Here is a 3,135-nt window from a genome sequence, read left to right as displayed (position 1 = left end):
GTGTGTTTCCTTTCATAAGGAGACCCACCCCTTACACACACCATTTGACACGCTCGCGAAGCCGCACTGATAGTGAGCGGGGTCCTGCCGTTCACCGCGAAAAGCGGGACGCTGAGGTGGCGAGTTCGGTAGTGAGTGCCGCCGGAGTCCGACCGGAAGGACTGGGTCTGACGACCGTCCGTCTGGCTCACCGTGAGCGTCGAGGTGCCCTCATGCAACGTGCCGGTCACGGAAAGCGTCGGGAGCTGAGGAACCGGAGCCTCACCCACGGCCTGCGCTGAAACCGCTGAACCGCCGATCATCGAGCCCACGAGCAGCGGCACGAGAACAAGACCGAAAGCGAACACAAACGTTCCTCGGGTAGAACGCGACATCAGACCCCCCCCCCGGATCATCCCCAGACCAATCCGCAAGAAGCCTGTCACGTCGTGCCCCCCACCGATACTCCCCGAACGGCGTATTCCTGGGGGTCGCGCTCACTCGTCCGGGTGGTGCGCCAAGATCTCCGCGGCCGCAGCTGACGCCCGCATCCGACCCGAAACGCCGAGTTTGCGATAGATCGCATCGAGGTGCTTCTTGACCGTCGACGGCGCCACGTGCAGGCGACTCGCGATCTGCGCGTTGGTTGCACCCGTGCCGACCAGTGCGAGCACCTCGGCCTCTCGCGGGCTCAGGCCGAGGGCGCCGAGGCGGGGTTCGATGAGGCCGACATCGGTGTGCTGGGCGAGCACGGCATCCGGTCGCCTATCGCCGCCGGGCAGTAGGCGCAGCACGAGTCTGCGCACGCCTATCGTCGCGGTCAGCGGCCGCAGCAGCGCCTCGTCGCGCCGCGCCATTCCTGCGCGCTGCGTGGCCAACCAGCGATCCACGCCGGCGGGCAGGATGCTGTCCAACCCGGGCCGGCCGAAAAAGCGGTAGATCTCCAGAAGCGTGCCGGGGGTGACCTCTGCCGGGGGGTCGGAGAGCAGAATCACTCCGGACCCCGCCCGATCGAGCGCTTCCGCCGACGTGGCGAGCAGGGCGGCCATCCGCGCCCGGTCGCGCGCATTGCGCCAGCTCTGCGCCAAGTGCGGGCGCGCCAGGTCGAGCACCGCGCGGTCTCGTTCGTCGAAGTCTCGGGCGCCGCGATTGAGCGCGAAGGCGACGGCGATGGGGCGCGGCGCGACGAGCCCGATCGAGATCTGATACTCCACTCCGAGAGGCTGGTAGAACCCGGCATAGAGCGGGTTCGCATGCCATTGGTCGACCGTCACCAGGTCGGAGATCCTCGTCGCCGAACCGTCTCCGGTGCGTTCGTAGGCCTCGATCAGTGGATGCCGGGTCGAGTGTTCTGCCAGCACCGCGGCGCTCCCCGGCGGCACCGCGAACTCGCGCGGGTGCACCGTGAACACGAACCGATCGGCGCCGGGCTCGACTTCGTTCAGCGAGATGACGTCGGAGGGCACCAGCACGGCAATCTCGGAAAGGGCGGCTTCGGCGAACTGCTCGGGGCTCTCGGCGTCCGCGACGGCGCGGATGACGTCGAGGGTCACGCGGTAATCCCGCTCCGAGATTTTCACCGCACCCGCTCTCTTCCGGCCCGAACGACACGGTAGTGGATGCCGAGGCGCGGAGAACATCCACCTCGCAGCGACCGGCGATCCAGGTCAGTACGTCTCCCCTGCCGACTGCCTGTCGATGATCTCGGTCACGTCCGAGGGGAAGCGGTGCACCTCCTGCGGCCAGTCCAGCGAGACGGCGAGGCGTCCTGCCCAGTAGCGCGCAGCCTCATCGTCCGCCACCTCCACGGCGGTGAAGCCGCCGAGGTGCTCAGCGGTTTCGGTGAACGGTCCATCGGTGAACACCGGGTCTCCGTCGTGGCTCACGACGCTGAACACCGCAGTCGAGGCGTCGATCCCTCCTTCCGCGAAGAGGAACACACCCGCCGCCCGCATGTCATCGAGCACGGCCTTGGACGCCTCGCTCTTGCTGCGCAGTTCGTCGGGGCTGTGGGCAGGCACCCACTCGTCGTTGAATGCGATCAGATATTTCGGCACTGTCGTCTCCTCTCATCGGGACAGGAGCCACGTCGTGGCTCCTCGGTCGCAGCATCCCGGAAGGGGCCGCTCACCTCATCCCCGAACGGCGACGCTCGGATTCGACCCTATCTCCGAGGCCGTAACGAATCGCCGACCGCTTGATCTGCGGCACCGCCGGGGAGGCGCTGTTCTCGGCGCCGAATCCGATGGCAATATCGGCAACACGCCCTCTAGGAAGGATCCGCATGCGCGTAACGCCTCGAGCCTGGATAGGCCTGATGATCTGGGTCGGCTACGTCATCATCATCATCGCGGTGACGCTACTCAGCGGCGTCCCGTTCCCCGATATCGGCACGTCGGCCGATTCGACCTGGCGAGGCGCGGTCATGGATCTCGCTGTCGCCGCAGTGTTCCTGATGATCGTGGCGTCGCTGCTCGGATGGTGGCGACCTGCCCTCTTCGAACGGCAGCGGTCGCACCACAAGTGGCCGATCTTCGTTCCGATCATCATGCTCGTCGCGGTGCTGCTCAACTTCTTCAACACCGACTGGTCGCAATTCGACACCTCCTTCCTCCTGTCGCTGGTCGCCCTCGGTGTACTCGTCGGCTTCAATGAGGAACTGATGGCGCGTGGTCTCGTACTCACCGCCTTGCGATCCCGACTGGGCGAGGGGTGGGTCTGGTTCCTCACCAGCGCCCTATTCGGCCTGATGCACGTCGGGAATGCCGTTATCGGGGCACCGCTGGGCTCGTCATTGACTCAGGCGGCGCTGGCGTTCGCGTCGGGCACGGCGTTCTATATCGTGCGACGTGTCACGGGATCGTTGATCTGGGCGATGGTGCTTCACGGCCTGTGGGACGTGTCAGTCTTCGCGGTCGGTCACGCACCCCTCGCTCCCGCGTTCGGCGGATTGCTCGGCCCGGTTGTCGGCGTTCTCTCGTTGATCTGCGTCTACTGGGTCATCAAGGCGACGAACGAGCGGCCTGCGACAGCGGTCGCCGCAGCCGTCTGAGAAATAGAGAGGAATGCATCGTGATGAACGCGTTGCCTGGTCGGCTAGATGTGATGTCCAGAGACGTTGTTGCGTGAATCGCGGTTGAGCTGCTGACGGGCGAA

3 protein-coding genes are annotated in these 3,135 nt (G+C 65.9%); 1 reads left to right on the top strand and 2 read right to left on the bottom strand.

The window, feature by feature from the left end; translation table 11 throughout:
• Positions 1-476: 476 nt before the first annotated feature.
• Together ACFE6Z_RS16380 and ACFE6Z_RS16375 are read right to left on the bottom strand one after the other, a co-directional pair.
• Positions 477-1,532 (bottom strand): LuxR C-terminal-related transcriptional regulator, encoded by a 1,056-nt coding sequence (locus tag ACFE6Z_RS16380; protein ID WP_375386770.1) that lies wholly within the window; start codon positions 1,530-1,532, stop codon positions 477-479.
• A gap of 114 nt (positions 1,533-1,646) precedes the next feature.
• On the bottom strand, positions 1,647-2,036 hold the full coding sequence (locus ACFE6Z_RS16375; protein ID WP_375386769.1) for a YciI family protein: 390 nt from the start codon (positions 2,034-2,036) through the stop codon (positions 1,647-1,649).
• Positions 2,037-2,263: 227 nt separating this feature from the next.
• Here ACFE6Z_RS16375 and ACFE6Z_RS16370 point away from each other — a divergent pair, with 227 nt between their 5' ends.
• Complete coding sequence (locus ACFE6Z_RS16370) at positions 2,264-3,031, top strand: lysostaphin resistance A-like protein (protein WP_375386768.1); 768 nt, start codon at positions 2,264-2,266, stop codon at positions 3,029-3,031.
• The last annotated feature ends 104 nt before the right edge of the window (positions 3,032-3,135 follow it).

Origin of the sequence: uncultured Microbacterium sp., assembly GCF_964244775.1 — a bacterium.
Lineage (GTDB): Bacteria > Actinomycetota > Actinomycetes > Actinomycetales > Microbacteriaceae > Microbacterium.
This window is presented reverse-complemented; position numbering and strand designations above follow the sequence as displayed.